The sequence below is a fragment of the Vibrio sp. vnigr-6D03 genome (assembly GCF_002835515.1).
Lineage (GTDB): Bacteria > Pseudomonadota > Gammaproteobacteria > Enterobacterales > Vibrionaceae > Vibrio > Vibrio penaeicida.
Genome location: NZ_PIZL01000058.1, coordinates 1 through 605 on the forward strand (window position 1 = coordinate 1; position 605 = coordinate 605).

General features: G+C 40.7%; 1 protein-coding gene. It reads left to right on the forward strand.

Features of this window, described 5'->3' with window-relative positions; translation table 11 throughout:
* The first annotated feature begins 204 nt into the window (after window positions 1-204).
* Window positions 205-591, forward strand: a complete 387-nt coding sequence (locus CW749_RS27110; protein ID WP_101115591.1) for an NUDIX hydrolase — start codon at window positions 205-207, stop codon at window positions 589-591.
* Window positions 592-605: the final 14 nt, after the last annotated feature.

The window sequence follows — 605 nt, forward strand, 5'->3', positions numbered from 1 at the left end:
TTAGAGAATGCAAGCTAAGTGCTTCATTGCCAAGTGAGTTTTTTGTTTGTATCGCTCTAACAAAAGCTTCAAACCGACAAACAACGCGTGGCACTTTTAGTTTGCGGTGAATTTAGTGTTTAAGGCGTAATGCAGCAGCTTGTTTTGTGCGTTGTCTGCGGTTTAAGCTGGCGTTATGTGTGTCGCGAAATTTGAGGGTGAGGCATGAAAAATTTATCAATGGCTGTGGTAGTAAAGCAAGGTAAGGTGCTCATTCAGCGACGATTTCGTCACAATAAAGGAATGGTTTTTGAGTTTCCAGGTGGTGCAGTAGATAGTGGAGAATCAGGTGAACAAGCTGCCATTCGAGAGTTGTGGGAAGAGACGGGGCTTAAGAACCTAAAAGTCTTGGGGTGTCATCAAGCTCGAAATGAGTTTGGCGGTGACATTCACTACGTATTACTATTGGCAGATGAGAGCTCTACCCCAATAGCTGTTGATAAAGAAAGACAGCAAACATTCTATTGGTTTGATTTAAAAGAAATTCCTTTAGTTAATTTCTACAAAGCAGATCTTGATTTTATAGAGATGCACTTGGCAAAATACACATAACAAAAGCTTCAAAC